General features: G+C 48.0%; 22 protein-coding genes. 14 read left to right on the top strand and 8 right to left on the bottom strand.

All coding sequences use genetic code 11. From position 1 onward, the window contains the following. The 5 genes from EYB58_RS07755 to fliW all read left to right on the top strand — a co-directional run bounded on the left by EYB58_RS07755 (position 1) and on the right by fliW (position 3297). Positions 1-1026 (top strand): flagellar basal body P-ring protein FlgI, encoded by a 1026-nt coding sequence (locus tag EYB58_RS07755; protein WP_111954474.1) that lies wholly within the window; start codon positions 1-3, stop codon positions 1024-1026. A gap of 136 nt (positions 1027-1162) precedes the next feature. Further along, positions 1163-1471 (top strand): rod-binding protein, encoded by a 309-nt coding sequence (locus tag EYB58_RS07750; RefSeq protein ID WP_111954472.1) that lies wholly within the window; start codon positions 1163-1165, stop codon positions 1469-1471. Between the two features lie 281 nt (positions 1472-1752). Beyond that, a complete protein-coding gene (gene flgN / locus EYB58_RS07745) occupies positions 1753-2268 on the top strand; it encodes a flagellar export chaperone FlgN (RefSeq protein WP_111954470.1) in 516 nt (171 codons plus the stop codon). Positions 2269-2453: 185 nt separating this feature from the next. After that, a complete protein-coding gene (csrA, locus tag EYB58_RS07740) occupies positions 2454-2702 on the top strand; it encodes a carbon storage regulator CsrA (RefSeq protein ID WP_111954468.1) in 249 nt (82 codons plus the stop codon). A 169-nt stretch (positions 2703-2871) separates the two neighbouring features. Continuing rightward, positions 2872-3297, top strand: coding sequence for a flagellar assembly protein FliW (gene fliW, locus EYB58_RS07735; protein WP_111954466.1), 426 nt, complete (start codon positions 2872-2874; stop codon positions 3295-3297). Between the two features lie 3 nt (positions 3298-3300). Here fliW and EYB58_RS07730 read toward each other — a convergent pair whose 3' ends face one another. From EYB58_RS07730 to fliS, 3 genes are read right to left on the bottom strand one after another with little or no spacing between them, the layout of a single operon-like run. Beyond that, positions 3301-3732 carry a flagellar protein FlaG gene (locus EYB58_RS07730; protein ID WP_111954464.1) on the bottom strand — a complete coding sequence of 144 codons (432 nt, stop codon included), beginning with the start codon at positions 3730-3732 and terminating at the stop codon, positions 3301-3303. A 29-nt stretch (positions 3733-3761) separates the two neighbouring features. Beyond that, the gene (locus tag EYB58_RS07725) at positions 3762-4154 is read right to left on the bottom strand and encodes a hypothetical protein (protein WP_111954462.1); all 393 of its coding nucleotides are present in this window, start codon (positions 4152-4154) and stop codon (positions 3762-3764) included. 16 nt (positions 4155-4170) lie between these two features. After that, positions 4171-4653 (bottom strand): flagellar export chaperone FliS, encoded by a 483-nt coding sequence (gene fliS / locus EYB58_RS07720; RefSeq protein ID WP_111954460.1) that lies wholly within the window; start codon positions 4651-4653, stop codon positions 4171-4173. Between the two features lie 397 nt (positions 4654-5050). Between fliS and EYB58_RS07715 the strand changes: the two genes are divergently transcribed. Further along, entirely contained in the window at positions 5051-5341 is a 291-nt protein-coding gene (locus EYB58_RS07715; protein ID WP_111954458.1) for an integration host factor subunit alpha, read from the top strand. 49 nt (positions 5342-5390) lie between these two features. Here EYB58_RS07715 and EYB58_RS07710 read toward each other — a convergent pair whose 3' ends face one another. Together EYB58_RS07710 and EYB58_RS07705 are read right to left on the bottom strand one after the other, a co-directional pair. Next, positions 5391-7202, bottom strand: a complete 1812-nt coding sequence (locus EYB58_RS07710) for an ABC transporter ATP-binding protein (RefSeq protein WP_111954456.1) — start codon at positions 7200-7202, stop codon at positions 5391-5393. After that, complete coding sequence (locus tag EYB58_RS07705) at positions 7199-8941, bottom strand: ABC transporter ATP-binding protein (RefSeq protein WP_242637649.1); 1743 nt, start codon at positions 8939-8941, stop codon at positions 7199-7201. Before EYB58_RS07705 ends, EYB58_RS07710 begins: the two co-directional genes overlap by 4 nt. A 380-nt stretch (positions 8942-9321) precedes the next feature. On the opposite strand from EYB58_RS07705, the gene EYB58_RS07700 reads away from it, so the two are divergent. The 8 genes from EYB58_RS07700 to EYB58_RS07665 all read left to right on the top strand — a co-directional run bounded on the left by EYB58_RS07700 (position 9322) and on the right by EYB58_RS07665 (position 19591). Continuing rightward, on the top strand, positions 9322-11133 hold the full coding sequence (locus tag EYB58_RS07700; protein ID WP_111954452.1) for an AMP-binding protein: 1812 nt from the start codon (positions 9322-9324) through the stop codon (positions 11131-11133). Positions 11134-11196: 63 nt separating this feature from the next. After that, positions 11197-13665: a phosphate acyltransferase gene (locus EYB58_RS07695; protein WP_111954450.1), complete on the top strand. Its 2469-nt coding sequence runs from the start codon at positions 11197-11199 to the stop codon at positions 13663-13665. A 53-nt stretch (positions 13666-13718) separates the two neighbouring features. Then, entirely contained in the window at positions 13719-14189 is a 471-nt protein-coding gene (locus EYB58_RS07690; protein WP_111954448.1) for a PilZ domain-containing protein, read from the top strand. Between the two features lie 147 nt (positions 14190-14336). Next, positions 14337-15302 carry a serine/threonine protein kinase gene (locus EYB58_RS07685; protein ID WP_111954446.1) on the top strand — a complete coding sequence of 322 codons (966 nt, stop codon included), beginning with the start codon at positions 14337-14339 and terminating at the stop codon, positions 15300-15302. Between the two features lie 36 nt (positions 15303-15338). Continuing rightward, a complete protein-coding gene (locus tag EYB58_RS07680) occupies positions 15339-15827 on the top strand; it encodes a universal stress protein (protein WP_111954444.1) in 489 nt (162 codons plus the stop codon). Positions 15828-16299: 472 nt separating this feature from the next. Then, positions 16300-17697: a heme anaerobic degradation radical SAM methyltransferase ChuW/HutW gene (hutW, locus tag EYB58_RS07675; RefSeq protein WP_111954442.1), complete on the top strand. Its 1398-nt coding sequence runs from the start codon at positions 16300-16302 to the stop codon at positions 17695-17697. A gap of 12 nt (positions 17698-17709) precedes the next feature. Further along, positions 17710-18234: a flavodoxin family protein gene (locus tag EYB58_RS07670; RefSeq protein WP_111954440.1), complete on the top strand. Its 525-nt coding sequence runs from the start codon at positions 17710-17712 to the stop codon at positions 18232-18234. Between the two features lie 442 nt (positions 18235-18676). Then, positions 18677-19591, top strand: coding sequence for a radical SAM protein (locus tag EYB58_RS07665; RefSeq protein WP_111954438.1), 915 nt, complete (start codon positions 18677-18679; stop codon positions 19589-19591). 51 nt (positions 19592-19642) lie between these two features. On the opposite strand, the gene EYB58_RS07660 is transcribed toward EYB58_RS07665, so the two are convergent. From EYB58_RS07660 to EYB58_RS07650, 3 genes are read right to left on the bottom strand one after another with little or no spacing between them, the layout of a single operon-like run. Further along, entirely contained in the window at positions 19643-21904 is a 2262-nt protein-coding gene (locus EYB58_RS07660) for a molybdopterin cofactor-binding domain-containing protein (protein ID WP_111954436.1), read from the bottom strand. After that, a complete protein-coding gene (locus tag EYB58_RS07655; RefSeq protein ID WP_111954434.1) occupies positions 21901-23337 on the bottom strand; it encodes an FAD binding domain-containing protein in 1437 nt (478 codons plus the stop codon). The genes EYB58_RS07660 and EYB58_RS07655 overlap by 4 nt, the downstream gene beginning before the upstream one ends. Then, entirely contained in the window at positions 23334-24608 is a 1275-nt protein-coding gene (locus EYB58_RS07650; protein ID WP_111954432.1) for an amidohydrolase family protein, read from the bottom strand. Before EYB58_RS07650 ends, EYB58_RS07655 begins: the two co-directional genes overlap by 4 nt. Positions 24609-25038 lie beyond the last annotated feature (430 nt).

Here is a 25038-nt window from a genome sequence, read left to right as displayed (position 1 = left end):
ATGAACAATCAGTTTAAAAAAATAACGATCGTTATGGGAACCGTGCTGTGGGTACTTTCCCTTTCGGTGCCTGCCATGGCCACACGAATCAAGGACATGGCCGCCATCCAGGGGGTCCGTTCCAATCAACTCACCGGATATGGCCTGGTGGTAGGACTTAACGGCACCGGAGATAAAAACAATATTTTGTTCACCCGTCAGTCCTTGACCAATATGCTTAAAAAGATGAATCTTCATTTTGACAAAAGCCAAATCAAGGTGAAAAATGTGGCAGCCGTCATGGCCACGGCAAATATTCCACCCTTTGCCCGGATCGGGGACCGCATTGACATCACGGTTTCGTCATTAGGAGATGCCACAAGTCTTAAAGGCGGGACCCTTTTAATGATGCCCCTGAAAGGGGTCGACGGTAACGTTTATGCCATTGCCCAGGGCGCAGTAAGTCTTGCGATCCCCGCCGGAATGAACGACCGAAGCAGTCATCTTCTCACCGCCCGGATTATCAACGGGGCCACTGTGGAACGTGAGATCCCCTTTCATCTGGAAGGAAAAGAGAAATTAACCCTGTCCCTGTTCAGGCCCGATTTCACCACGGCCCGGCGGGTAGGAGATACCATCAATGCCGCTTTAGGGGAAGGCATTGCAAAAATCATTGATGCAAGCGCCATCCGCCTGAATGTACCTGAGTCCATGCAACAGGAGCATGTGGCGGAGTTTATTGCCGACGTGGAAGGACTCTCGGTGGTCCCGGATACCATTGCCAAGGTCGTGATTAATGAAAAAACCGGCACTGTGGTTATCGGCAGTGAAGTGACCATTTCAAATGTGGCCGTGGCCCATGGGGATCTGAACGTAGTTATTCAAGAACAAAATCCCGAATATATTATGGAACTGCCCGGCACGTCCACAATTGGAGAACTGGTTAATGGACTGAACTCTTTAGGCGTTCAGCCCAGGGATCTGATCAGTATTCTGGAAAGTATAAAGGCCGCCGGAGCGTTGCAGGCCAGTCTTGAGATACTTTAACGTTTGAACGCAAAACCACCTATCTGCGGCGTTGCAGCCGGACCACTTTGTGGCATGCGCCTCGGACAAGCCGTCCAAACACGGGTTTGTGTTCAGACGTCGTTCACATGATTCGGTAAAACAAAGGAATAAAATTATGTCAATTCAAATGCCCGGCGTTATGACGCCTGTTACGGATACCCAGGAGTCCACAAATGCGGCCCGGCAGCTCCAACGGGAAAAAGACCTTGAAAAAGCCTGCCAGGGGTTTGAAGCGTTGATGCTCGATACCTTGATGCAGGGCATGCGCGATACCCTGCCCGGAGACAGCCTTTTCCCCGAAAGCAATGCGTCTGACATCTACCAGTCCCTGCATGACCAGTATCTTACGGAAAATTTATCCCAGGGCCGTCGTGTAACCGGCTTCAAGGAGTTCTTATACCAGCAGCTTCAGGACTCAGCTTGACAGGCTGCCACAGAACGTCACTTCTTGTCCAATCTCTACGTTGTATTAAATTTTCAATCCTCAAAATATGTTATATATTCATATGGTTAAATATTTCATACGTCTTGAGCTTGAACAAAAATCGACATTCTGCAACAGCCTGTTGACACATATGGCATAATAGTTGCTTTTTATATCTACACAAAAGCGAACACCGGAAAATATTTCCTGATTTTGTGAATTGATTTCGTTCTTAAAAACTGAATATCGTATTTGATATTAATAAGACAGGGAGAAGGGATATGAAAAAGGCTGCCGATATTATCCAAACGTTGCTTAATGAAAAACTGGCCTGCTACCAAGAGCTGCATCTGGTATTAAAGGCTGAAAAAAAGGCAATCGGAACCATTGACCTTGGCATGATCTGGGAGACAACCAGGGCCAAAAAAGATCTTGTCGGGAAAATCGAAACATTACGAAATAATATTCTTGTGACCTGCCAAAATCATTTTCCCGGCATGGACAAAGAAATGGATAAAGAACCCAATTCCTTTTCCCTGAACCATCTGGTACATGCCCTGCCGCTGACCAATAAACGCAAAAGCGATATAAGACAGATCAAGCGCACCATTGACAAGGAAAAAGACATCGTAGCCCATTTTATAAAATCAAATCAAACTCAGGTTAAAAAGCACCTGTCCGTTGTGGATAACATTATGGATTTAATTGGAAATAATGTTGTACAAACCCGGTATACCGGCAAAGGGATGGTGACCCAGGGGAAAAAGAGCAACTGCCTTTTCATGGCCCAGGTGTAGCATGGCTTGATAGATCCCTTTTGAGAAATTGAACGTGAACAAGGTTGACTCTGATGGCACATATGATTATAACAATAGCACGTCCAGTTATGAATTTAAAAATCAATGCAGGCGGCATGTAAGGCCTTTTTGAATTCAACCGCTATAATTATTAATGTCAGTCTGGTGGATTGTTTGTTACGCCTATGCTTATTCTAACACGAAAAGTTGGTGAGAGTATCGTCATTGCTAATAACATCATCGTAAAGGTGATTGAAACCGGCAAAAACAGCATTCGGATAGGTATTGATGCGCCCCGGGAAATATCTATTCTGCGGCAAGAGGTGTTTGACGCCATTCAAAAGGAAAATATCCTTTCCTCCCAGGGAACAGATAACATTGATATTGCAAACGCAGCCAAACTGATAGGTAACAAGGGCCTCGAAAAAAAATAAATCCTCAATGTTGCTTGCCTTTTTGTCCGTATCCCGCGTTGCGCCAAACGGCACATATTTTGAATATGCTCCCCTTGACGCGCCTTGGATACAGACAAAAATTCGGCGCAAAATTTGTGGAATTTATTTTCCCCGAGTCCCTAAGGACAAGGAGTCTAAATAAAAGGTGATGAAAATTAATACAAGGCAATTCGGTGAAGTGAGTATTGATGGTGATAAAATCATCAATATGCCGGATGGTATTCCCGGATTCGGGCAGCAGAAACGATATGTTGTTCTTGAAAAAAAGGAAACCTTTCCTTTTTATTTGTTTCAATGTGTGGATGACCCGAATCTTGCATTTGTGGTCATGGACCCCCTTCGTTTCTACCCTGAGTACACACTGTCCGTTAAGGACTTTGATAAGACGATTAAATGGGAATTTGGAAAGGAAGAGCTCTCCTGTTTTGTCATCATCACCATCCCCAAAGGCAAACCCGAAGATATGACGGCGAACTTTATGGCACCGATTGTGATTAACAATGAAAGAAAAGAAGGGATGCAGCTGATCCTCCAGGGCAGTCCTTACTCACACCAGCAGCTGCTTTTAAAATAAAAATCAAACATTCGTACTGAAAAGAAGGCCGCTTAAGTCCTGCATTTTTTCACGAAGCTCAAGAAGTTCTTCTGCAGGAAATTGCTTGATGACTTCATCGGTTTCTTTGTCCACAATTTTGACAACCACATCCTCGGTATCGTCATCAATGCTAAAATTCAGTCTTGTCTGAACAGTATTGGCAAAGTCCTCAAGGGCTTCCACCATATCTTCAACATCTTTTCTGGTCAATTGGGCCTGATTACCGGTATCCTTACTTTTTTGTGCAGATGTCCGGCTTTCAGTCCGGTTGGTGTTTGCCGAAGAAGATTCAGCCTGCTTTAACTCGGACAGTGTAGTAATTTTTGCACTTACTGTCTCGGCAACAGTTTCCTGACCCCGAATGCCGGTGTCAAGTCTGTCTGTATTGGTTATTGCATTTCCTGTTACATTCATGTTTCTCGCCTTCCTGCGGTAAACAATTCCTACCGGCTGATGCTGAGAAGGCTTGGGCTGCCCTTTGCCGGCCGGTAACTCTCCAGAGTTGTTTTTCCATGCTTGAGAGATTTAAGGCTTTTTTCCAATTGATTCTTGTGTCTTTGTATCTCAACCCCAATGGTCCCGTCAACCTTTAGGATTAGCCCAAGACGTTGTTTAAGTGTCGCCATCTTGTGAGCATCATATGAAAATTCAAACTGACCCGTTGTACTGATAAATTCATTAATCGCACTTTTCAGCTTTTCCGAAGCCCCCCGGCGCTCAATGGTCATCTGGGCCAAATCCGGCAACGGTTCTGCCTTTAGCAAATCTAAGTGTCTGTTCTGAAGATTTTCATATTCACTGCACTGCTTTGCAATTTGCTCTGATAAATCTTTCATATATTGTCCTTACCGCTTAAATTGCAATACTTGTTGTTTTTTGACCATGTCTTTCATACCCTGAATAGCTCATGGAAGGAATTTCTTTTTTTTGTGCAGTCTTAGGATTGGTATTTTCGGCAGTATCTGCCTGCCCCATCACACTGGTTTCCCATATCCGTTTGAGTTCCATCAGGTATTTGGTTGCCCGGTCCAGGGTTTGGATGTCGTTGGTGATGGAAACCTTACAAAGTTCCTGCATCATGGATAGAAAAAGGCTTCTTAAAAAAGAAATTTCTTCACCCTCAATATTACGCAGAGACGCGTTGAGTTCTGAGATAATGGCAATGGCCTTACTCAGATTCTCACCTCTTTGCTTGGGATTTTTATTAATGACGCCTTCCCGGGCAAAGCTAATACGCTTGATGGCGCCGTCGTAAAGCATATGGATCAATTTTTGTGGATTGATTTCACTGCTGACCTGGACTTTCTGATAGGAACTGAGGGCATTGTATACCATAATTAGTTTAACGCTCCTTTTTGCAACTCCTGACTTTCGTCATCCTTAAGTTGCACTAAAAATTTATGGGCATAAGACTGCATAGGCCCATTTCTTAATATCGTGCAGTCATTGGGTTTTATTTTTGTATCAGTTCTTTTTCTTTTTGGCCGTATTCATGAATTCTTAAAATTAATTATCGGCAAAAATAAGTAATACTTTATACATAATTCTCATGAAATGTTTTAAACCCATTTTGTTCCTTTTGTAATTTTCTTTCGGTTCCGTTGGTTCCGTTGACGGTAACCGGCAACGATTTGTGACCGGGTTTCATTCCTTTTTCTTGACATCCGGCTTAAATCACAGTAGTTAGGGCCAATCTTTAAATATTTTCAATAGGTTAAATGAGGAAAAAATATTGACACTTACCAAAATGGATATTGTTGAAAAAATATCAGAAACACTTGATTTATCAGGACCCGAGGCCAAAGAAACGATGGAAGAGATGCTTGAAATTATCAAAGTCACCCTGGCATCCGGAAACGACATCATGATATCAGGGTTTGGAAAATTCCAGGTAAACGAGAAAGCACCCAGAAAAGGCCGGAACCCAGCCACTGGTGAAATCATGATGCTGGGTGGCAGAAAAATTGTGACCTTCAAATGTTCCGGTAAACTGCGAAACCAGATCAACGAGACTGTTGAATAAAACAAGCCGCTCTGAATTCAGCAATAAATTTGTCATGGACGGAAAATTTTCACATCCGCTCCTTTTCAAGAAGCCGTGCATATTCGCCGCCGGCCCGGGAAAGCTGTTCATGGCCCCCCTGTTCAATTATCTGCCCGTCCCTTAACACCAAAATGTGATCACACGATTTTACGGTTGAAAGGCGATGGGCAATGATAATGGACAGGCGCCCTTCCATCAGTTTTTTCATAGCGTCATGAATTTTCACCTCGGACTGGGAATCCATATAAGAGGTCGCCTCGTCAAAGATAATCAAATCCGGGTTAAAGGCAAAGGCCCGGGCAATGCAGACCAGTTGTTTCTCCCCCGAAGACAGCGGGCGGCCACCATCCTGAAGGATGGTGTCAAGTCCTGAAAATTTATCAAACAGGAATGAACAGTTGGCCTTTCTCAAGGCAGCGCTAAGACGTTGATCATCCCGGCGGGAATCACCATCCGGGAGTCGTACAATATTTTCCCGCACGGTTCCCGAAAACAGGATAGGATCCTGCATGACCAGGGCGGTGTGATGCCGGATGCCGGCGATATCCATGTGCACATAGTCCTGACCGTTAATGAGGATGCGCCCACCTGTGGGGCTGTAAAACCCGGCCGTAAGATTGATGATGGTACTTTTCCCAGCCCCGGTCTGCCCCACAATCCCCATGGCCTTACCCTTTTCAAGGCTGAAACTGATATGTTTCAATACCGGAACACCGGACGTGTATGAAAAAGACACGTTTTCAAATGCCAAGTGCCCGATACCACCGGGGTCCGCCCCCCTTAACTTCGTATCCTGCCGGGCTTTGGGCGTGTTTAATACCGTAATTATCCGTTCAGCTGAGGCCAAAGCGTTCTGCAAAAGGTTGAATTTTTCGGACAACTCTCTCAAGGGCCTGAAAAATAATTTCATATAGGTCAAAAACGCCACAAGCTCACCAAGGGTCAGGCCTTGGCTTTGCACCATAAAAGAGCCGTTCCAGAGAATAACAGCCACTGCCAGGGTGCCCATAAGCCCCACCATGGGCATAAACACGGAAAACACCCGAATATGGGACATGGCGGCCTTGAAATGGGCCAGATTCAAACGTTTAAATTCATGGATAAAGTGCGGGCCGGCCATACTGGTCTGGATGGCCCGGATACCGGAAATAGCTTCGGAAAAACGGTGGTTAATTTCAGCATTTTTTTGTCTCAGCGTCCGAAAGACCCTGCGCAGAATACCCGAAAAATAAACCACACCCCAAAAAACGATGGGGATCATCAGGCTTAAATAAAAGGTAAGCCGGTGATTGGTGAAAAACAGGATGGCAAAGACCCCGGCCATGAGCAGAAGATCCCTGAAAATAAAAACAAGAACGCTTGTAAACATTTCGTTCATATTCTCAATGTCCCCGGCCACCCGGGCCACAAGTCTTCCCGAGGCATTTTTATCAAAATAGGCCACGGGCAGGTCCGTCATATGATCAAACAAACGACACCGCAGATTGAGCATAATTTTCTGGCCCGTATACTCCATAAACATGGCCTGGCTGAAATCCAGAATAAAACCTGCCAGGATCACCACGCCAAACCAGAGACCAAAGACAGAAAACTGCTCTATTTCAAACCCCATGATATTAAAACCCGGATCGCCTGAAACAAGAATGAACCCGTCAATAGCCTGCTGGATGAGCCAGGGTTGAAACAGTTCAAACCCGGTGACCATGAAAACCAGAAACGTAGTTAAAGCAAGCATCCAGGCATAGGGTCGAACATAGGGGCTCAATGCTTTAAACAGGGCCAGGTTCGCCAGACTGACCTTTTTCTCCTCGTCGGAAAAGGCGTGGGGCTGGTGGTTCATGACCCATCTCCCAAGAGCTGTCTTTCAGACTGCTGGACCTTAAAGGATGTCCGGTAAAAGGCATTGGATGCCTTGAGTTGCTCATGGGTTCCCTGATCCGTAATTGTGCCGTTGTCCATCACATAAATTCTGTCACAGTCGGCAAGGGCCGAAAGCCTGTGAGAGACCATGACCATGACGGCATCCCGGTTCATCCGGCTGATGCCCCGAATCACCCCCTCTGCGGTACGGGTATCCAGATGGCTGACCGGATCGTCCAAAAGAATCACCGGCTTGGGCTGCACCAGGGTCCGGGCCAGAGTTACCCGCTGCTTCTGCCCGCCGGATAAGGTAACCCCCCGTTCCCCGACCAGGGTACCAAGACCTTTAGGCATCTGCGCAATGGTGTCGCCTAAAGCACAAATATGAATGACCTGGTCCAAAAGTTCACGCGCGTTGCCCCCGGAAAAACGTTCGCCCATAAGAATATTATCTTCAAGAGTACCTGAAAATAAAAACGGTTCCTGGGCCATGAAGCTGATATGACGCCTTAAAAATTCAGGATCAAAGGTTTTCAGATCTTTTCCGTCCAGGCAGATCCGGCCGGTCATGGGGTCATACAGGCGCGGAATCAATGAAAGCAGGGTCGTTTTTCCGCAGCCCGGTGGTCCGGTAATCCCGATCCTGACCCCTGCCGGAATCTCCATTGAAATATCAGAGAGCACATTCACTTTTTTATCATAGGAAAAACTGACCTTTTCAAATCGAATATGGCCGCTCACAATCTCCGGCATCACCGTATCTTCCGGGAACGTGATTTCGGACCGGGTGTTCAAAAGAACGTTGATTCGTTTCAGGGATGCCATTCCCCGCTGTAACAGATTGGTCATCCACCCGATGGCAATCACCGGCCAGGCCAGAATTCCCAGGTATTGAATAAAGGCCACAAACTCTCCGGGGCTTAACCGATTTTCCATGACCAGCCCCCCGCCGTAAAGAATGATGATCAGGGTGGAGGTATTAAAAAAAAGTCCCAACAAAGGGCGCAGCAGGGCATTGATATAAGCCCGTTTTAAATTTTTTCTAAAATAGCCCCGGGCGCTGTTTTCCGTCTTTTGGCGGACCTGGGGCTCAAAATTGAACACCTTGATGACCCGGATACCGAAAAAACTTTCCCGGACCTGCTCTGTGAGTGCCGAAAAAGCCTCCTGGGCTGTGTTGTGATACTGATGCATCCTGTTGCCCAGATTTTTTGTGACCAAAACCAAAAAAGGCAGTGGAATCAGGCACAGGGCTGCAAGCTTCGGACTTGTCCAGACCATGATACCGATGCAGGCACTGCCGAGCAGCAGGGTGTCCACCAGGGCGATGATACCGAAACCAAAAGCCATGCGAACATGAAGAATGTCCGACGTGGCATGGGCCATGATGTCTCCGGCACGGGTTTTATCATAATAGGCCGTGTCCAGGCTCAGCATATGGGCATACAGGTCATCCCGAATACCCCGCTCAAGATCCCGGGCCGAGCCCATTAAAAGCATACGCCACCCGGAACGAAGCAGGGCCATGAGAAGTCCGGCCCCCACAATGACGGCGCATTGCACGAAAAGCACATGACGGTCAAAATGAGCATCGGCCAGAATGTCAACAGCCCTGCTGACAATCTGGGGGACCACAAGCTGGAGCAAATCCACCACAATCATACAGAAAACGCCCGCAGCAATCTTTCTTAAATTCTTTTTGAAATAATAGAGGATCACCTTCAACTTTTAGCTCCGGTAAATGGGCTGCGGCAGCATATTAAATGATACATTCAAAAAAATAATCATCCGGCAAAAGATTTCAATGTTGAGAGAACCTCAGGCAGAAATGACAACACTACTGTCACAGAGACTGCCCCCAAAAGCCTCCATATAGTTGTTTTGTCATTGTTCGTATTTTATAAAGCTCACCCAAGGTATTCCTACCCTATTTGTATTTTCCTAAGCAATGCTTCATGTTGAATATTTATTTGGTTTTGTGTTGACACCCATTTTAATGGTATTTAGTCTAACTTGTATGATGGCAATCATGATATGATGGTGGTTGTTATTACAATAAGGGCCCCCCCCTTGAATATTCCTAATTAGGGAGTAAAACCATGGAAAGCACCGACCTTGACCAAAAATTACCCACACGTATTGACGCATTCCGCCAGCTGCACAGGCACACGCTTGACCATCGTGAACAATTCTGGGCGACCCAGGCAAAACGGCTGCATTGGCAGACTGCTTTTTCCTGTGTGCTCAAGGAAGATTTTTCCAAGCCCCTGGTATCCTGGTTCTGTGACGGACAGATCAATGCCGCGCAAAACGCACTCCACAGAATAATTGAAAAAGGGAAGGGAGAGACACCAGCCCTGGTCTTTTATCAAAAATCCGGCCATGCCGGCACCCTGACATTTAATGAGCTTAAAGACAAAGTGCTCATGCTTGCTGCGGCTTTCCACCGGACCGGTCTTGTCCCGGGGGATTGCATCGCCTTAAATCTGCCCAACTGCCCTGAATTTATCATCAGCGCCCTGGCAGCCGCTTATCTTGGGATCACCTACCTGCCCATAGGTTGCCATCTGCCCCCTTCCATTGTGGCTGATGATGTCATTGCATCAGGGGCAAAACTTGTAATCATGGCAAACAGCAACGCTTACGAAGAAAAAAAGGACCATGCCCTAAAAGTCCGCGCCCTGCTTGACGACCTAACCATTCTTATTTCAGATGAAAAGTTTGAAGGGGTGCAAACAATTGAAGAATACATGACCCAGGCAGATCCTTCCGGACTTGAGCCGGCCTGTCCCCGGGCGGATCACCCCCTGTTTGCTATTTATGAAAATCGCCTGGCTGATAAACATGTGGGGTCTGTTTTTCCAACCGGCGGATTTCTGGTCCAGGCCCACGCCTCCTTTGACGATATTTTCAACAAAGCCCTTGTTCAGGACAAACCCAAGATGATTGTCAACACCCTGGATATGTGCAAAGCACCGACCCAAGCATACGGCCTGTGGGGACCTTTGACCAATGGCACAGGTATTATCCTCATTAATGAAGATATCCGGGTGAATACCATTGAAAAAATTCTCAATGAACAGCCAAATCCGGCGCTGTTGTGCCGGCCCAATTTGATTTCAGAACTTAGGGGACAACTGGGGCAGGAGCAGCTAAACACGGCCAAACGGTTTCCCGTTATTGCCTGCTGTGGGAATGCTCTTCCGCCCCGACTGGTTAAATATGCAGACGGCATACTGGTAAACGGTCCGGAACGGATGGTAAATCTGTGGGTGCAGAACAAAAGTGGTACCGCACTGCTTAATTCATATCCGACCCCGGAACTGAACCGTCCCGGTGCCCTCGGATTTGGCGCTTTAGGGGTGGAGCCCCTGATCATGAGCGATTTTGGTGAACCCTGTAAAACAAACATCAGTGGAAACCTGATTTTTGCCCGGTCATGGCCGGCCATGCCAACGGCCACGAAGGGCACAACCGAACATTTTAAAAAGACCTATTTATCAAAATTTCCTGGCTGTTTTTTTACTTACGACGGGGTAAGGTCCGACAAAGACGGTTTTTTCTGGTTCATGGGACGTCTTGATGACAGCATTAAAGTCAAAGGGCAAAGCTTGGGCGCATCCTTGATCGAGGGCGTGCTTTCCTCCCATCCCCTGGTTGACGAGGCTGCTATTATCAGCGGCCAGGGCAATTCCGGAGAGGAAATTGTGGTATTCATGGTACCCCATAAAACAATCCAGGATGAACAAAAATGTATTAACCAGATAAAAGATTATATTACTGATAAAATCGGACGGTTTGCCGTACCGGAAAAAATTATAATCACGGATAAGCTGCCAAAGACCCCCACAGGAAAACTATTCAGGTCTGTTTTGCGCCGCGTTGCCGCCGGAGAAGCCACCCTGGACTGACATGTCCGTCCAGAGGCGAAAACCTGCAAATTAATTCACGATAAATAAAGGGAACCCTAAAAAGTGAGCGCGAAACTTCGTAATAAAATAATTGAAGCCGTGGCTGAAATCGGAAAAATAAATGTTTCCATGTCTGCCTTCGAAAGGGATCTGACAGTGGCAAGTGAATTATGGCTGGCCGATCTTTCAGAACAGATAAAACAAGGCGTGGATGCGTCAGATGCCAGACTAATACAAAGCGATCTTTCAGCAATCATCGAGGTCCTGACTAAATCGCCTCCTTCCCCCGATATCAATACCATTGTGGGCAATGCCCTGACCCTGATGCTGGAAATGGAACGTGCGGGCCAGGAAAAATCCCCGGCGATACGACGGCTTCTCGGTCCATCCCTGGCCCAGGAAGCGCAACGGGAAGAGATGCGATTTCTTTTACTGAATCCGGGCACTGTCTCCACCCGAATTGCTGTATTCCAGGGGCTGGAACAGGTGCATGGTTTTGAAATACATGTTCTTCCCGATGAGGAAGACAGCATAGACCGCAGAATAAAGGCTGTGGCAGCCCATCTGGAACGCGCAGGGATTGCGCTTGCATCCTTTGACGGCATCGCCTGCCAGGGAGGATTTCTCAAGCCCATTCCATCTGGAACCTACCGGGTGGGCCCTGAAATGGTCAGGGACCTTGTGGAAGCACCGTTACGGTCCCATGCCAGCAATATGGGCATTCCCATGGGCATGGAACTGGCCCAGATGGCAGGCAGTCAAAAGGATCTGCTTTTGACCACCACAGATCCCTTTGTCTGTGACGAATTAGATCTGGTGGACCGGGTTACAGGATTTGTAAGAATCAAGCGCAACGGGGCCGGGGCACATTATTTAAGTCACAAAGCTGCATGGCGAATCGTGGCATCTTTGATGAATCAGACACCGGAACATGTGAACGCCGTCACTGCCCATTTGGGCGGGGGCACCTCCCTTGCCGCGCACAGACAGGGACAGGTCACCATGCTCATAGATGCCTATTCCGGCCTGCCGTCAACAAGCAGAAGTGGCGCCATAGATATCGACCGGGTCATCAAAGCCATAAAATCCAAGGATATCTCCATCCGGGACCTTGAACAGGTTCTGAACAGCCGTGGCGGACTTATCTCCCTTGTGGGCACCAATGATTTCTATGCTATGATCGGGTTCCTGCGCCAGGGCGCTACCCCTGTACAGCGCAAAAAAATAGACCTGGTTCAAAACTTTCTGGCAAGAAAGATTGCCGGGGGCATGCTCAAGCTTACTGCGGACGGGGCAGATGTCAGGGTAATGGCAATCACCGGCGGACTTGCCGCCAATCCGGACATGATGAACCGGGTCAAGCAGAATATCGCAGGGCGTTACCCCGTGGTGATCCTGCCCGGTTACTTTGAACATGAAGCATTGGCTGCCGGACAGATCCGGGGATATTATGCCCCTGAAACACTTAAGGACTACGAAACTGAACGGGATGCCCTGGCAAAGAAAAGGCATGATGAAGATGTATTGATTGACACCCCCGTATTCAAACGCGAAATCAGGTTCAAGAAAAAAGGCGCCCCTTTGACCACCTTGGACGATATCATTGATGCGGCATACCTGACGGTCGAAGAAAATTATGCGCCGACCATCGCCATTGTGGGCGCGGACAACGAAGAGGCAATCCAAGCGGCCAAAAGAGCCAACGAAGAAGGCCGGTTCCGCATCTCCAAATTTGTGCTCCTTGGTGATTTCCAGGAAATCAGCCAAATGGCCTATGAATACGACCTTGTCATTGACAATGACAACTACACCATCATTGATACGGAAACACCCGTAGAAGATGCTGTCAGCCTTTTGGACCAAGGCAAGGTTGATATCCTTATGAAAGGGCGTATCCATACGGAAGATCTTCTCAGAGGAGTTTTTAAATACCTGAAATCCAGTGGGCAACTTCAAAAAGGCCAGGTCATGAGCCACACCGCCATTGTGGATATCCCCACCCGAAATAAATTGCTGGCATTTTCAGACGGTGCGTTAAACACGTACCCTGACGAACAAAAACGTATGGCGATCCTTGAAAATGCATTAAAAGTGGTGCACAATCTGAATATCAAGGTACCCAAGGTGGCCGTAATCTCTGCCGTTGAAAACGTAAACCGCAGCGTGGACAGCTCCATGGAAGCAGAACGTATTGCTGCCCATTTTGCAGACAGGGACGACTGCATTGTGGAAGGTCCCTTATCTTTGGATGTGGCCATGGATTTTGCTATTGCCGAAGAAAAGCATTACACAGGCCGAATCCGGGGCAATGCCGATGTGCTGATCCTGCCGGATATTGATTCGGGCAATATTTTATGGAAAACCCTGACGACCCAGTCTGGGGCAGCACTTGCCGGAGTTATTCTATGTGGTGATATGCCCCTGATCCTGACGTCAAGGGGGGATTCAATACGATCAAAACTGGCGTCACTCTCCCTTGCAATAAAATTTTACTTTGATCTTAAAAATGAAACCAAGGTGCCTTCTTTATAAAAACCCCATAAGTTCAAAACATAACCGCATACCATATATTGGAATTAGGAAGAATGACAATACCAACGATCTTCGTGACCCAGGAACTAACGGCCACCTTTGCCTGTGAATCATGCGGACAGTCCTATACTAAGGATGTGGCCAAATTCATTATGCACAAAGCCCGGGTCCGCTTGAAATACAAGTGCAAGTGCGGGCATACTTCCAGCGTGATATTAGAAAGACGGCGGGTATTTCGCAAGGAAGTCACCCTTAAAGGAGTGCTCATCCAAAACCAAAAGAACTACCCCGGAGTGGTCACGGACCTCTCCCGCAACGGCATCCAATTTAAAACCCAAGAAAAGGCCCTTATCAAAGTGGATCACACGGCTGAGGTCAAGTTTACCCTGGACAATCCAAACCGCTCCGAGATTCATAGGCCGATAAGGGTCCGGAAAGCTTTTTCCGAATACAGCTTTGGCTGTGAATTTGAAGACACCGAGCACTTCGACGATCTGGGAAAGTATTTTTTGTTTTATTTTTGATAAGGGGAGCAAAGGTCCTGAAAATAGGCTGATCCTGGGAGCTGAAATAAATTAGCCTTTCTATTTTACTTTTAACTCTGCTGTGGTAACCTTTTAATGAGTTTATAAACGGTGTTTGTTACTTCATATACAATCTTAGGAGTAGCTATGACTAGTGACGTTAAAAAACTTATCCATAAATATATGCCTGATTCCCCAATGTCCCGTTTCGGGAAAATCTTCACTGATACGACTGAATTTATGAATATTGATTACAGTGATGTCATTAAACTTGGAAATGAACATTTTCTTGTACTCAAAAATGAGCAGGAGCGCCGGTTTGGTTTGGTTGACCCGAAATATTGGGTAAAGCGCGTTAAGCATCTTGAATCCGGTCGGACTCAAATTTTAAAATTAGCCTTTTATGAAACATTTCCAATGCATATTGGGCCGTTCGAAATCAAGTGTTATAGAAGCCCTCGTAAAGAAGATAGAATCCTGAAACTTGTTAAAGGGGATATGCGTTTCATGCAGGGATATTCTAATGATGACATAGCAGGAAATAATGTCAGGGTCTTGGATATCATTCGCGGAAAGCGGCTTGACGTTGTCGTGCACGATATCCCGGTCGATCATAAAACTTATTTTTATGAATATTTTCCTGATATACTTGAAAAGTTTATTGGTGCGTGCGAAGCAATCAATTTTTTGCACCGCCACGATGAAAAACATGGTGATGTCCGGCGTGATCACTTGTGGGTTGAAAGTGAAACCGGAGCATATCGATGGATCGACTTTGATTATGCGTTTGAACTTTACGAAAATCCCTTCGGTCTGGATATCTTCGGATTAGGAAGCATTCTTGTCTATCTTGTTGGTAAAGCAAATTTTACTATGCAGACGTTGCTGGAACTCGGAACAGAAAGTTCTATTCTCAATACACTGAATTCAGGTGATTATTCTGTAGTTATAGGCAACCGTGTCGTTAATGTGAAAAAAATATATAATTATATTCCAAACTCATTAAATAATATCTTGATGCATCTATCATCTTCAAGTTCGGTTTTCTATGAGTCGGTAGATGAAATGCTGGTTGATATGAATAAAAGTTTAAAAGAAATTCGGTCTTTATAACGCCAAATCTATTCAATTCAACAGGGAGGTAAAATTATGACTCTTAATAAAATTCTGGTAGCATTTGATGGATCTGAAAATTCTTTCAACGCGGTTGAATATGTAGGTAATATAATGAAGAATTACCCCATATCCCTAATTTTAATTCTTTATGTCGAAAGGCTACCGGATAAGGATCTTTACCGTGATGATGAAACTTGGGTCAGTCAGTGTAAAAAGAATGAAATTGAGATGACTGAAAAGCTGTCATTGGCAAAACAAACACTCATAAAACAAGGTGTTTCCGCTGATGTTGTAACTTATCAATATTTTGCTAGTTGCAAATCTCCATTTCATGATACGGATATATGTACTACCGGACGCAGTATCGGTATGGATATTTTAAGGATCAGGGAAGAAGGAAATTACGATACAGTTGTAATCGGTAGGCGCGGAGTGACCAAAGCTGAAGAGTTTTTGTTTGGCTCGGTTTCGACAAAGGTCGTTCAATCGGCTGCCGATTGTACTGTATGGGTTGTAAACTGATTTTTTATGTTATCGACAGGTTATTCTAAATTCTTTCCGTACAGTACCGCCATAACATCTAAAAACACCACGTATCATTACATAATCTGAGAAAAGAATGAACTTGTTCAATAGGATTTTTTGAAAAAAGAACAGGCACATCGGTAAACAGCAAGAACCGCCCCATGCCTTGGCATCCTCCTCCCCCCTTTGGGGGGATAATAGGGGGGGGGGGGGATTGTGGTATATATTAAGTTCGCTAAAACAATTAATCCGAATTGTCAGTGTTCAGTATCTCCGGCCTGACGGTAAATTTGTGTCTTTTTCTCCGGAAACCCTCAAAAAATGATTTTATCGTGAGCAGCCCGCCCAAACAACAAAACCAACTTGACATCATATATAGTTTGCTATACATGACTTTCAAAACCAAGAAGAACAATTGGAGCAATCTTCCTTTCAACCACACCCCGGAAAAGGAGTTTTTATCTTAACCATGAAACAAAAAATCAGCACCGCTCGGCAGAATGCCAACGCAAAACTCAAACTGCTGGAGACCTTTGGCGACAGCTCTTTTGACCGCCATTATTTTGCCGAAATCTCCGATAACCCGCTCACCGGCGCATTTAAGAAAAAAACCGTGGTGCATGCAGGGCTTGGGAGCACGCCTGTGCCACAGGAAAAGACTGCCGGGGTATGGCACACCCTTTCAACGACACAACGCCGGGATAAAACCTGTGCATATATCCACATTCCCTTCTGCAGCACTCACTGCCTTTATTGCGGTTTTTTTACCAACCCGGCCCAAAAAGAGACCATGCATGCCTATGCCAAAGCCCTGATTCGGGAACTTGAGGCGGACCAGGATCTGGACCTGGTACAAAGCCACCCGGTGAATGCCGTTTATCTGGGCGGCGGCACGCCCACAGCCCTTGACAGTGATGATTTAAGACAGGTGCTTGACACCGTGCGCCGCTGTCTGCCCCTGGCCAATGACTGCGAAATCACCGTTGAAGGCAGGATCAATGACCTTACGGATGAAAAAATTCAAGCCTGCATTAAAGCTGGGGCTAACCGATTTTCCCTTGGGGTCCAGAGCTTTGATACCGATATCCGGACAAGCTTAGGCCGTTTGGCAGACAGACAAACCGTCATAGAAAGCCTTTTACGCCTTAAACAAACCAACCATGCCGCCATCATCATTGATCTGATTTTCGGGCTGCCCGATCAGACCATGGCGATCTGGGAAAAAGACATTGACATCTTGCTGGATATAGAGCTGGACGGTGTGGACTTGTATCAGCTTATTCGTTTCCCCGGCGGCAGACTTGACAAGGCCGCCAGGTCGGGACGGTTCAAAACCCTGGCGGACCAGGCCCAGCGGGCGTTGATGTTTGAAAGCGGCGTGACGCGTATGACCCAGGCCAGATACCGGAGGCTGTCCATCAGCCACTGGGGTCGAAAATTTCGGGAACGAAATATCTATAACCTGGCCATGAAGGAAAAGACAGACTGCCTGGCCTATGGCTCCGGGGCAGGCGGCAGTGTAAACGGACACATGATTTTTCTGGACGGAAATCTTGATACCTACCTTGAAACAGCAGGGAAAATCAAGCCCGTGACACGCATCATGACTCCGCCTGCCCATGACAACCTGACCCGCCTGATTTCAGGCAGTCTGGAATTGGGATATATGGACCTGCGGGGTGCCGGAAAAACCTTGGGACTGGACCTTGAAACCATTTTTGCCCCCCTGACGGACCAGTGGGAAAGCGCTGGACTCATCACACGGGAGCAAGGATGGATCACCCTGACCCTGGCCGGACAATTCTGGCAGACCAACCTGGCCCAGGGCATGATTGACTATTATAAAGAAATAAGCACCACTTCGTAAGGAGAAAAAATTATGAAATCCCTAGTTGTTTACTCCAGCAGAACCGGCAACACCCAAAAGGTTGCCAGGGAAATATATGATGCCCTACCCGAACCTAAAGATATCTTTTCCGCCAAAGACGCTCCGGACCCGTCAGACTATGATTTTTTAGCCCTGGGCTTCTGGGTGGATAAGGGGACGGCTAATGCCAGTTCAGCCAGATACATGGAAACAGTAAAAGGTAAAAAAATCGGACTGTTCGGCACCCTGGGCGCCTATCCCGACTCTGATCATGCCAAACAGTGCCTGAAAAAAGCAAGGGAGCTTGTCCAGGGTAATGAAATCCTGGGGGAATTTTTATGCCAGGGCAAGGTGGACCCGGCCCTGATTAAAATGATGGAAACAAAGATGAAAGACGATCCCCATCACAGCATGACACCGGAACGCAGGGCCAGGCTTGAAGAGGCAGCCAAACACCCGGATAAAAAAGATCTGGCAGACGCCCGGGAACTGTTTGTAGAACTTGCACAAATTGCTGCCGGGAAGGTGTCTGCCTGATGCCCTCATAAAAGGCTGGAAAGGCAGGCTGATACCTTGGCCGGAAAGCCTGCCTCTCCGTGGTTTAAGCCCGTTGAAACAAGCTAAACGTTTCTGCGTATCAGATCCATGGCATGGCGTCAAGCACCTGTTCTGCGATTCTTTAAGTGTGCGGACAAAGCAAGGAAAAACGAATAGAGAAATGGAAAAGAAGTTTTATGGTGGCTGCAGTGGCTGCCATTGCAGGGATTTGAATGCGAACAGTCCCAGGATATCACACAGGACGACAACATCCGCAGGTGACGCTTAGTTATAACTCTTAGGCATTATGGCGCTCAACCGCTCGACGATTCCCAAAAATTGCATTATTTTGCTCGTGAGGTTAGGATAATCTTCAATATGAAAATAGTGATTCTAATTTTTAGTTTAATCTATTGATAATAGAAGATAAAGGAGTATGCAAATGGCAGCCTTTCAACCAGCCTATGTTAAAACCAAAGCAAAAGGGTTGCTCCGGGATAAAATCAGTGAAGCGCGACATCGGTTAAAATCCTGCGAACTTTGTCCCAGAGCGTGTAAGGCTGACCGTCTTTCCGGGGAGTTGGGTGAGTGTTCTACCGGTGAGGAAGCCGTTGTTTCAAGTTTCAACGCCCATTTTGGAGAAGAGTCGCCATTGGTCGGGGCTTTTGGTTCCGGTACCATCTTTTTCTCCCACTGCAACCTGAAATGTAATTTTTGCCAGAATTACGAGATCAGTCACGAGGGGAGCGGAGAGGAGTGTGGGCGCGGGCAGTTGGCCGGGATGATGTTGATCCTGCAGAATAACGGTTGCCATAACATTAATTTTGTGACCCCTACCCATGTGGTGCCACAAATTTTGTCTGCCCTTGATATGGCCATTGACGGGGGGTTAAGCATTCCCTTGGTATACAACTCCAGCGGATATGACAAGGTGGAGACGTTAAAACTGCTGGAGGGGATCATCGATATTTATATGCCGGATTTTAAATTTTGGGATCCGGCGATTGCCGAACAGACCTGCAATGCGCCGGATTATCCCGACGTGGCCGCAAAAGCCGTTGCCGAAATGCATCGACAGGTTGGTGATTTGCAATTTGATGAAAACGGTATTGCCACACGAGGATTGTTGCTCAGGCACCTGGTCATGCCCTCCGGGATGGCTGGAACTGGAAAAGTGATGTCATTTATTGCCAACCATGTTTCAAAAAACACCTATGTTAACATCATGGATCAATATAGACCCTGTGGGAAGGCACACCATGTGAAAGGCTTAGAAAAGTCTGTCTCCGAGACTGAGTTCAACAAAGCTGTCCAAGAGGCAAAAGACGCGGGGATCAGCCGATTTGCGGCGTTATAAAATTTTAACAAGTCTTTGTAAACGTTGATCGAATGGTATCGGGATCTAACCCTATACCATTCCCCTCAATTCCCCAAACAAACGCTCGGGCGTCATGGGCGCACAATAGGAGGGTGTCTCACACCCGGCGGCCATCTTTATGGCAAAAAAAGCCCCGATGCCGTACATAAAAGGCGGCTCCCCCACGGCCTTGGACCCCTTAACGGCTCTGTCGTTATAGTCATCTTCCAAAAATTTTACTTGCATATCCAAAGGAACAGAAGAGATATCAGGCATTTTATACGTTCCCGCAGTGGCCGTAAGGGGTCTGCCCGTCTCTGCGTAACGCATCTCTTCCATGGTCATCCATCCAATGCCCTGGACCATGCCGCCTTCAACCTGACCAAGATCGATGAGGGGATTGATGGATCTCCCAAGGTCATGCACCACATAGGCCTTTTCGATTCTGTAGGTGCCCAGTAAGCGGTCCACTTCAGCCTCAAAATAAGCCGTTCCGTAGGTATGGTATGCAAAGGGACGACCCTTCTCAATAGATGTATCAAAAAACAGGTCCGGCGTGGCATAGTGGGCTTCGGCGCTTAACTGCACCCGGGAACCATAGGCCTGGATCACCAAATCCTCCCAAGCGACCCCACAGGCTTTACCCGCTTTATATAACCGGCCTTTTTTAAGGAAAAAATCCTCCGAGGTACATTGATATTCCTCGGCCATAAATTTAAAGAGACGCGCTTTTATCATCTCACAGGCCATCAGGGCGGCCGCTCCATTCAGGTCAGTTCCGCTGCTGGCGGCGGTGGGACTGGTGTTGGAAACACGGGTGGTATTGGTGGATTCAAGCTTAACCTGCCCAGGAGCGATTCCCAGGCTGTTGACGACTATTTCGCGAATTTTGTGGTTTACCCCCTGACCCATTTCCACAGCACCCGTACTTACGCCCACGCTACCGTCTGTGTAAACGTGGATATGAGCCCGGGCCTGGTTTAAAAATATGGTGGTAAAGCTTATGCCGAAACATACGGGCATCAGGGCATACCCTTTGCCGTAGCGGGAGACCTGACCGGAAGCCTTCTCCGCTCTTTGGGCGGCGTCAATGGCACCCATTCGTTTTGGCAGGTCGTAATGGTCATATGCCCTGTCCCAACAGTGTTGGGCCTGGGCATTCTCCGCAGCCATACCATAGGCAAAAAAATCCCCGGTTTTAAGAAGGTTTTTCCGCTGCAGTGTTTCGACACGAATTCCGCTGATGCGGGAGGCCTCCCGGATGGCCGATTCAAAGACGAACATGCCCTGGGGACCACCAAATCCCCGGAAGGCGGTGTTCGGGGTTATGTTGGTGCGGCAGGAGGCTGCCGTGGCATGTACGTTGGGCACGTAATAAGATCCGGTGGCATGGAACAGGGTTCGTTCCAAAATAGACGTAGACAAGTCGGCCGCAGCTCCCGCATTCTGATAATACATAACCTTGAAGGCCAAAAAATTTCCTTCCCCATCCAGGGCCAGGGTAAAATCCGAGCTATAAGGATGCCGCTTGCCTGTGGCCAACATATCGTCGGAACGTCTTAAAACCATACGGCAGGGGACGCCCGATTTTTGAGCCCCCAGGGCGGCAAAACAGGCCCAGGTATTGGCTTGGACCTCCTTGCCCCCAAAGGCGCCTCCCAGTCGTCGAACATCCACTTCAATCCGATTCATGGCCAATCCGCAAACCTTGGCAACGCATCGCTGCACCGAAGTGGGCGCCTGGGTACCGGAAGAGAGATGGAGATTCCCCTCCTCCGAGGGAGTCGCTACGGTGACCTGGCCCTCCAGGTAAAAGTGCTCCTGGGCGCCCGATTCGACCCTCCCCTTGGCCACATAGGCTGCAGACGCAATGGCTTCTTCCACATCGCCCAGAGTAAAAGTTCGTACCGGGGCAATCAATTCATTCCGGTTATAGGCTTCCCGGGGATCCAGAACAGGGATTTCTTGGGCAATATCAATTTTAATGAGCCCCACCGCCTCCCGGGCAGCCTCCTCGGTCCAGGCATAAACGGCGGCCACCGGCATACCCACAAAAACCACCTCATCCTCGGCCAGGAGCACTTCGTCCGGAATTATGCCGCCGATCTGATTTACCCCGGGAATATCTTTTGCGGTAAGGATGAACGCCACACCCGGCACGTCCCTGGCGGCGGAGGTATCCACATCCCGAATTTTTCCCCTGGCCAGAGGAGAGAAGAAAACAACACAATGCAATCCCCGGGCGGGAAAATCCCTGTCATCCACATAGCGGGTAAGCCCCATCACATGATAGGTGGTATCGGGATTGATCATAACGCCTCTTCCTTTACAAAATCGTTGTAGGAACAGATATCGGAAAAGCAGTGCAGATAATGATCCGCCATAAGGGCAGAAGCCAATCGCCTTTTATAATCGGCACTGCCCCGGACATCGTCTATGGGAGAAATCTCTTCCTGCAGGACTTCCAGGGAGCCCAGAAATGTTTCCATGGTCAGGGGTTTTTCCCTAAGCCACGCCATGGTCCGGCGGGCCGTAAAGGGGATGGGCGCCACACCGCCCAAGGCTAAACCGACAAAAGTGAATGACCCGTTATTAACCTTAAAAACCGCCGCAGAGTTGCAGCTGGCGATATCTAATCGCTCTCGCTTGCTCACTTTGGCGTAGTTCCATAATTGGGGGCCATCCTGTTTTGTCACCCAAAGGGATTCCACAAGCTCATCGTTCTTTAAATCCAGCTCTTTGTAGCCCAGAAAAAACGCCCTTAGAGAAAGTCGACGTCGAAAGCCTTGGGACGAAACCAGTTGAATTTGGGCATCCAAGGCGAGCAAAAGCACGGCACCGTCCGCAATGGGTGAGGCATTGACCAGATTGCCCCCCAGGGTGGCCCGATTCCGTAAAATATGGGAGGCCAAAACCCGCAGCTTTTCATGCCACCCGGGAAACTGATCAATTAAGTGGGGATCTCGCCGCATCTGCTCCATGGTGGCCGATGCGGGAATTTCTATCATCCCATCGGTTACCCGGATCGGCTCGGATTCGGGTATGAGGAACCGGGGGGCCGACTTATTCAGGGCGTCTCCCCGTTGGACATACAGATCGGTGCCCCCTGCAATAAGGAGCCGATTTTTTTCAGACCGGTCAAAGGTCAAATCTGGTGAATCCGATAGGGACTTACACCTCAGCGTCGTAAGTCTCTGGGGGATGCCGGCAAAATAGGCAGGAATCAGGTCCAGTTCAATCAATTCCTGAAGTGAGGGCACTGTACCCAATAGGGGGGTAACGGTCTCCGCCACAACCCGCCGAATGGAGCCGTAGCCGGTACATCGGCAGAGATTCCCGTCCAGGGCATCCACAGCCTCCTGGAGGGTAACGGTCCTGCCCTCCAGAAGATAACCGGTGAGGGACATGATAAATCCGGGGGTACAGAATCCGCATTGGGTCGCTCCCTGATTGATAAAAGCTTGCTGAAGCCGATTGGGCCTCTCCCCCTGAAGTCCTTCTATGGTTACAAGATGGGTGTTGTTGAGCTGTCCTGCCGACATCAGACAGGATGGCATGGGCCGGTAGGCAACCGAGGGGTTTCGTCCCAGTATAACCGTACAGGCACCGCACTCCCCTTCCCGGCAGCCTTCTTTGGTTCCGTACAGTCTCAAATCCTTTCTCAGAAGGTCTAAAACCGAGCGGCCCTGCGACAGGGAAAATTCCATCTCTTTGTCGTTTAAAATAAATCGACAGCGTTTTTTCATAATTCCCTTCCGGCTAAAATCCGTATTTTAATATGTCTGTCGTCCCCGGCGTAGAGAAACCGCTCCAGTTGATTGAGAGGAGACATCTCTACCACTTCGGGCAATCCCATATCAATGGAAAGGGCGTCAAAACTCATACCCGGCTCAAAGGCACCACAAGGCCCCCATCCCTGATTGGTAAAGAATTTACCATTTCCCATGGTCGCCAGATAAAAGGCGTCGGAAAGGGTTACCGCTCTGTGATTCTCTTCGGGCCGCAAAATCCGAAGCAGCTTGGCGCTCTGTACCGCTTGGACAACCGACCGATACATGGCAAGGGTGTGCCCGGCGCCCACATCTGAGCCCAGTCCCAGGTTAACGCCCCGGTCCAAATAGCGGCCCAGGGGCATGATGCCGCTGCTCAAATTGATGTTGGCGCTGGGGCAGTGAACCAATGTGGCTCCCCGTTCCATGATTAAATCAATTTCCTCATCACTTAAAAAGATGGCGTGGGCCATCAGGCTACCTGACCCCAGGAGGCCGCAGTCATTATAGACATGGGTATAGCTGCGGCTTTCGGGGAAAAGCTGAGAGACCCATTGGGCTTCGGAGAGGGTTTCGGAAAGGTGGGACTGGACCGGTAGGTCCAACCGTTGAGAGAGCCGGCCCAGGTCTTCCATGAGCTTTTCCGTGCAGCTCGGGGCAAAACGGGGCGTAACGATGGGCCGGACCCCATTCCGGCCCACTAACCTCCGGCAGAAGGTTTCAGTGACTTTGAACGAGGCTTCGGAGGTCTCCTTCAAATAATCGGGCGTATTCCGGTCCATGTTGACCTTGCCCACAAAGGCGATCAGTCCGGCCTTTTCCAGGACCTGGGCCAGAATCAGGGTCGATACCAAATGAACCGTACCGTAAACCACAGACCGGAGGCTGCCCTGCCGCAGCAGTTCGGCGGCAAACAAAGGATAAATCTTTCGGGCATAATCTTCATCGGCAAAGCTGGACTCTCCTGGGTAGGTATAATTTTCCAACCAATCGAGCAATCCCATATCCAGCCCCGCCCCCATCTGCATATGCTGGGGTGCATGGACATGCAGATCAATAAAAGAAGGAATAACCACTCCCTCTCCCAAGTCCTTTACTGGAAGAGAAGAAAACCGTTCCGGCACCGCCTTTTCCAGGAAGAGAAGCTTGCCCGCTTCAACGATGGCGACAGCGTCTTTTCTCACCCTGAATTCGCCCGGTGTGGGCGTATCGATAAAATGCCCTTTGTATAATGTTACCAAACTCACAGATCCCTCATATGACGGATTTCATTTTCCTGTATTTAATGGCGCTTATCTCTGGGGCAACGGCCAGGGCACAGCCCACATGGCCGCCGCCGGAAAAATATTCCTCATTTATCAGCCGTCCCAAAAGTTTAATAAAAGAAATAGTGGACTTCCTTTCATTCTATTTTGGGGTTGATCATAAGATGGGGCACTTATGAGAGAACCCGATTCAGGGCACTTTTAACCGCTTGTAATTCCGTCGGTATTTTCAGGTTCTGAAAAGATGAGCACAAACTGGCCGAAGTTATGATCAAGCCCAGCATTTTTGTTAGGACAATAAAAGAAAAATGAAATCCTGGGCATTGGTCAGTCACAAGCCCTGAAGATAATCCCAAATCCACCATATAATTTCTGATTTTAATGTAAAATTAATTGATTAGATGCATTTATG

The sequence above is a fragment of the Desulfobacter hydrogenophilus genome (genome assembly GCF_004319545.1).
GTDB classification, from domain to species: domain Bacteria; phylum Desulfobacterota; class Desulfobacteria; order Desulfobacterales; family Desulfobacteraceae; genus Desulfobacter; species Desulfobacter hydrogenophilus.
Note: the sequence above shows the minus strand (reverse complement) of the source record. Positions and strands in the feature narration are given on the sequence as shown.

Coding starts and splice junctions, on each gene's coding strand:
- csrA (WP_111954468.1), top strand. CDS start 2,454: ATGCTTATTCTAACACGAAAAGTTGGTGAGAGTATCGTCATTGCTAAT.
- flgN (WP_111954470.1), top strand. CDS start 1,753: ATGAAAAAGGCTGCCGATATTATCCAAACGTTGCTTAATGAAAAACTG.
- EYB58_RS07755 (WP_111954474.1), top strand. CDS start 1: ATGAACAATCAGTTTAAAAAAATAACGATCGTTATGGGAACCGTGCTG.
- EYB58_RS07730 (WP_111954464.1), bottom strand. CDS start 3,732: ATGAATGTAACAGGAAATGCAATAACCAATACAGACAGACTTGACACC.
- fliW (WP_111954466.1), top strand. CDS start 2,872: ATGAAAATTAATACAAGGCAATTCGGTGAAGTGAGTATTGATGGTGAT.
- EYB58_RS07725 (WP_111954462.1), bottom strand. CDS start 4,154: ATGAAAGATTTATCAGAGCAAATTGCAAAGCAGTGCAGTGAATATGAA.
- EYB58_RS07665 (WP_111954438.1), top strand. CDS start 18,677: ATGGCAGCCTTTCAACCAGCCTATGTTAAAACCAAAGCAAAAGGGTTG.
- EYB58_RS07685 (WP_111954446.1), top strand. CDS start 14,337: ATGACTAGTGACGTTAAAAAACTTATCCATAAATATATGCCTGATTCC.
- EYB58_RS07750 (WP_111954472.1), top strand. CDS start 1,163: ATGTCAATTCAAATGCCCGGCGTTATGACGCCTGTTACGGATACCCAG.
- EYB58_RS07710 (WP_111954456.1), bottom strand. CDS start 7,202: ATGAACCACCAGCCCCACGCCTTTTCCGACGAGGAGAAAAAGGTCAGT.
- EYB58_RS07690 (WP_111954448.1), top strand. CDS start 13,719: ATGACAATACCAACGATCTTCGTGACCCAGGAACTAACGGCCACCTTT.
- hutW (WP_111954442.1), top strand. CDS start 16,300: ATGAAACAAAAAATCAGCACCGCTCGGCAGAATGCCAACGCAAAACTC.
- EYB58_RS07670 (WP_111954440.1), top strand. CDS start 17,710: ATGAAATCCCTAGTTGTTTACTCCAGCAGAACCGGCAACACCCAAAAG.
- EYB58_RS07660 (WP_111954436.1), bottom strand. CDS start 21,904: ATGATCAATCCCGATACCACCTATCATGTGATGGGGCTTACCCGCTAT.
- fliS (WP_111954460.1), bottom strand. CDS start 4,653: ATGGTATACAATGCCCTCAGTTCCTATCAGAAAGTCCAGGTCAGCAGT.
- EYB58_RS07680 (WP_111954444.1), top strand. CDS start 15,339: ATGACTCTTAATAAAATTCTGGTAGCATTTGATGGATCTGAAAATTCT.
- EYB58_RS07700 (WP_111954452.1), top strand. CDS start 9,322: ATGGAAAGCACCGACCTTGACCAAAAATTACCCACACGTATTGACGCA.
- EYB58_RS07655 (WP_111954434.1), bottom strand. CDS start 23,337: ATGAAAAAACGCTGTCGATTTATTTTAAACGACAAAGAGATGGAATTT.